This window comes from Nguyenibacter vanlangensis (assembly GCF_013376155.1).
GTDB classification, from domain to species: domain Bacteria; phylum Pseudomonadota; class Alphaproteobacteria; order Acetobacterales; family Acetobacteraceae; genus Gluconacetobacter; species Gluconacetobacter vanlangensis.
Window position 1 is genome coordinate 1 of the sequence record NZ_JABXXP010000368.1, and the last position, 2924, is coordinate 2924.

Below are 2924 nucleotides of genomic sequence, written 5' to 3' on the forward strand. Positions count from 1 at the left end.
GGCACAGGATGGCGGGGGGCTTGCGATCATTCTGCCGCCCTGGCTGCTGGCGGTGGCCTATGCGCTGGTGGGATGGAGCATAGGGCTGCGGTTCACGCGTCCGATCCTGCGCCATGCGGCGCGCGCGGCCCCCCGGGTCCTGGCCGCGATCGCGGCTTTGATCGTGCTGTGCGGGGGCATGGGATGGGTGCTGGCGCGACTGGCGGGGATCGATCCGCTGACGGCCTATCTGGCCACATCGCCCGGCGGCGCGGATTCGGTGGCCATCATCGCGGCGTCCAGCCCTGTCGACCTGGCATTCGTCATGGCGATGCAACTGATGCGTTTCGTCGTCGTGGTGGCGGTCACCCCCGCGCTGACCCGTTTCCTGGCGCGGCGCGCGGCGGCCTGACGGGGGCGCGTTCCTATTCCGGAGAAGAAGGGGAGCGAAACGGAGAGTCTCAACGATTATCCGGCCAGTATTCGAGCGAATCGCCCTCGCGCCCGACGAAGGTGAAAGTGCGCGGCGCCCCCTGGGCGTCGGTCGCCATGTCCGACAGCACGCCGAACTTGCCGCTATCGGGATATTCGGCGATTTCCGGACTGATCCTGGTGCTGACAGCCAGGTAACGCAGTTCCTCGGTGCCGGTATTGATGATCTGATGCGCGGTGGCCGGGCCGCCCGGCGGGCAGGCGATGACGTCGTTCGGCCCGACCGGATAGCGGGCGTCACCGATGCGGATTTCGCCGTGGCCCGACAGGATCAGGAACATTTCCTCATTCGCCTGGTGGCTGTGGAAGGGAAAGGCGCGCTTGCCGGGCGGCACGGCGGTCACGTTGTAGCCGAGCTTGCGCGCGCCCAGCCGGGCCGAAATCATGCCCATCCGGGCATCGAACAAGGCGGCTTCGGGGCCCTGGGGCGCGAATTTCGCGGGACGGGGCCGCAATTCGACATCGGCGAGGTTGACGATGGGTCCTGTCATGATGTGTCCCTCCGGAATGGCGCCCCCGCGCGGACACCCTGTCGCGCAATGCGGGCTTCCGGCCTTTGAAAACGGAAGTTGGCGGGAATGCCGACCAATATGAAATAAAATTTACAGCAGATCGCCGTCGCGTGTTCCGCGAATCGCACCGGCCCTCTATGATGAGGTTAGACAATTTTCACGCCTGGCTGCTACCGTTGCGCCGTCGATAACTATTGGGACACGCTCCTCCATGAGCAAGGCTTTTATCGCCGCCGTTCTTCAGGATTCTCTTTCCTGCACGGGCGTTGCCGCCGGCAAGGCGGCCGACGACCTGATCCACGCCATCGTGGAGACGCTGAAGGACGAAGGCGGCTTTACCCTGCCGTCCTTTGGGACCTTCACGGTGCACAAGACCAAGGCGCGCAAGGCGCTGAACCCCCGCACGGGCGAGCCCGTGAAGGTCAAGGCCGGCAAGACCGTCCGGTTCAAGGCCAGTCCCAACCTGAAAAAGACCGTCTGACGGCCGGTCGCGCCGGGTAGCTGGGCCAGGTAGCCGGGCACTGGCACTTTTTGAGCCCAGGCACTTTTTGGGCGATATGTGCCTGCCCGGGCGCCCGGCGGAAGACGGTCCAGCGGAAGGATGACGGATCATGGTCGGTTCCGGCCCGCGCGTTGCCATCCGTTATTGCACCGCCTGCAACTGGCTGCTGCGCGCGGCCTGGATGGCGCAGGAGATCCTTGCGACGTTCGGCGACGCGATCGGCGAGGTGGCGCTGGTTCCGGATACCGGCGGGCGGTTCGAGATCACGGTGGGCGACACGGTGATCTGGGAGCGCAAGCGGGATGGCGGCTTTCCCGGTCCCAAGGCATTGAAGCAACGGGTGCGGGACGTCATCGCCCCCGAGCACGATCTGGGGCATGTCGATCGCTGAGGGCACTGAACGATCCCGGGCGCTGAACGGTCCCACGGCGGCTTGTCCCGACCTAGTGTCCTGCCCGAGAAATTCTTATGAGAATTTCTCGGACCAGCAGGCCACTAAAATATTGATTCTAGTGTCCTTTCGATTCCAAAATTCGCTTGCGAATTTCGGAATCAGGACACTAGGGAAGCGGGCATGACGGAGCGGGCATGATACGGGCCGCCGTCCGCGATCGCCGCACCCGGCGCGGCGCGTCCTCGTACCCCGGAGGCTGTCATCCATGAATACTCTTTCCGCCGCGCGCATCACGCCGGACGATCTGTTGTCCGCCATTGCCGGCGTCCTGGCCGGCGAGCATGACCTGGTGGCGAATTGCGCGAACGTCGCGGCCCTGATCTTCGAGGCGCTGCCGCGCGTCAACTGGGCCGGCTTCTATCTGCTGCGCGGGGATGAACTGGTGCTGGGGCCGTTTCAGGGCCGCGTCGCCTGTACCCGCATCGCGCTGGGCGCGGGGGTCTGCGGCACGGCGGCGGCGCGGCGCGAGACGGTCGTCGTGCCGGACGTGCATGCGTTTCCCGGCCATATCGCCTGCGACGCGGCGTCGGAATCGGAAATCGTCATTCCCGTGCTGTCCGGCGACAGGTTGATCGGGGTCCTGGACATCGACAGCCCGGTCAAGGATCGTTTCACCCCGCAGGACCGACACATGCTGGAAGAGGCGGTGGCGCTGCTGGTGCGTGCCCTGCCCGCCCCGCCATCTGCCCCGTCGTCCGCCCCTCTGCCGGCGTGACCCCCGGTCCGCTTGATTTGAGCGGCGGCCGATGACGCTGGAGCAGTTGCGGATCTTCGTCGCGGTGGCCGAGCGCCAGCACGTGACGGCGGCGGCGCGGGCGCTGAACCTGGCGCAATCGGCTGTCAGCCATGCCGTCGCGGTGCTGGAGGCCGAATTCGGGGCCCAATTGTTCGACCGGGTCGGGCGCCGCATCGAATTGACCGGGACGGGCCGGCTGTTCCTGGACGAAGCGCGTGCGGTGCTGAACCGTGCCGAGGCGGCGCGCCT

6 protein-coding genes are annotated in these 2924 nt (G+C 66.3%); 5 read left to right on the plus strand and 1 reads right to left on the minus strand.

What is annotated here, in order from left to right; translation table 11 throughout:
* On the plus strand, positions 1 to 391 hold a 391-nt coding region (locus HUK84_RS13950), incomplete at its 5' end, for an AbrB family transcriptional regulator (protein ID WP_176640829.1).
* A gap of 49 nt (positions 392 to 440) precedes the next feature.
* Here the strand turns inward: HUK84_RS13950 and HUK84_RS13955 are convergent.
* A complete protein-coding gene (locus HUK84_RS13955; protein ID WP_176640830.1) occupies positions 441 to 962 on the minus strand; it encodes a cupin domain-containing protein in 522 nt (173 codons plus the stop codon).
* A gap of 232 nt (positions 963 to 1194) precedes the next feature.
* Here HUK84_RS13955 and HUK84_RS13960 point away from each other — a divergent pair, with 232 nt between their 5' ends.
* The 4 genes from HUK84_RS13960 to HUK84_RS13975 form a co-directional block, all read left to right on the plus strand.
* Entirely contained in the window at positions 1195 to 1464 is a 270-nt protein-coding gene (locus tag HUK84_RS13960; RefSeq protein ID WP_176640831.1) for an HU family DNA-binding protein, read from the plus strand.
* 130 nt (positions 1465 to 1594) lie between these two features.
* Entirely contained in the window at positions 1595 to 1876 is a 282-nt protein-coding gene (locus HUK84_RS13965; protein WP_176640832.1) for a SelT/SelW/SelH family protein, read from the plus strand.
* Positions 1877 to 2144: 268 nt separating this feature from the next.
* On the plus strand, positions 2145 to 2654 hold the full coding sequence (locus tag HUK84_RS13970) for a GAF domain-containing protein (protein ID WP_176640833.1): 510 nt from the start codon (positions 2145 to 2147) through the stop codon (positions 2652 to 2654).
* A gap of 31 nt (positions 2655 to 2685) precedes the next feature.
* Positions 2686 to 2924: LysR family transcriptional regulator (locus tag HUK84_RS13975; RefSeq protein WP_176640834.1), on the plus strand; the 239-nt coding region annotated here is incomplete at its 3' end.

What these genes read in the sequence shown, in the direction of transcription:
- HUK84_RS13955 (WP_176640830.1), bottom strand. Translation starts at nt 962, where the DNA reads ATGACAGGACCCATCGTCAACCTCGCCGATGTCGAATTGCGGCCCCGT.
- HUK84_RS13965 (WP_176640832.1), top strand. Translation starts at nt 1,595, where the DNA reads ATGGTCGGTTCCGGCCCGCGCGTTGCCATCCGTTATTGCACCGCCTGC.
- HUK84_RS13970 (WP_176640833.1), top strand. Translation starts at nt 2,145, where the DNA reads ATGAATACTCTTTCCGCCGCGCGCATCACGCCGGACGATCTGTTGTCC.
- HUK84_RS13960 (WP_176640831.1), top strand. Translation starts at nt 1,195, where the DNA reads ATGAGCAAGGCTTTTATCGCCGCCGTTCTTCAGGATTCTCTTTCCTGC.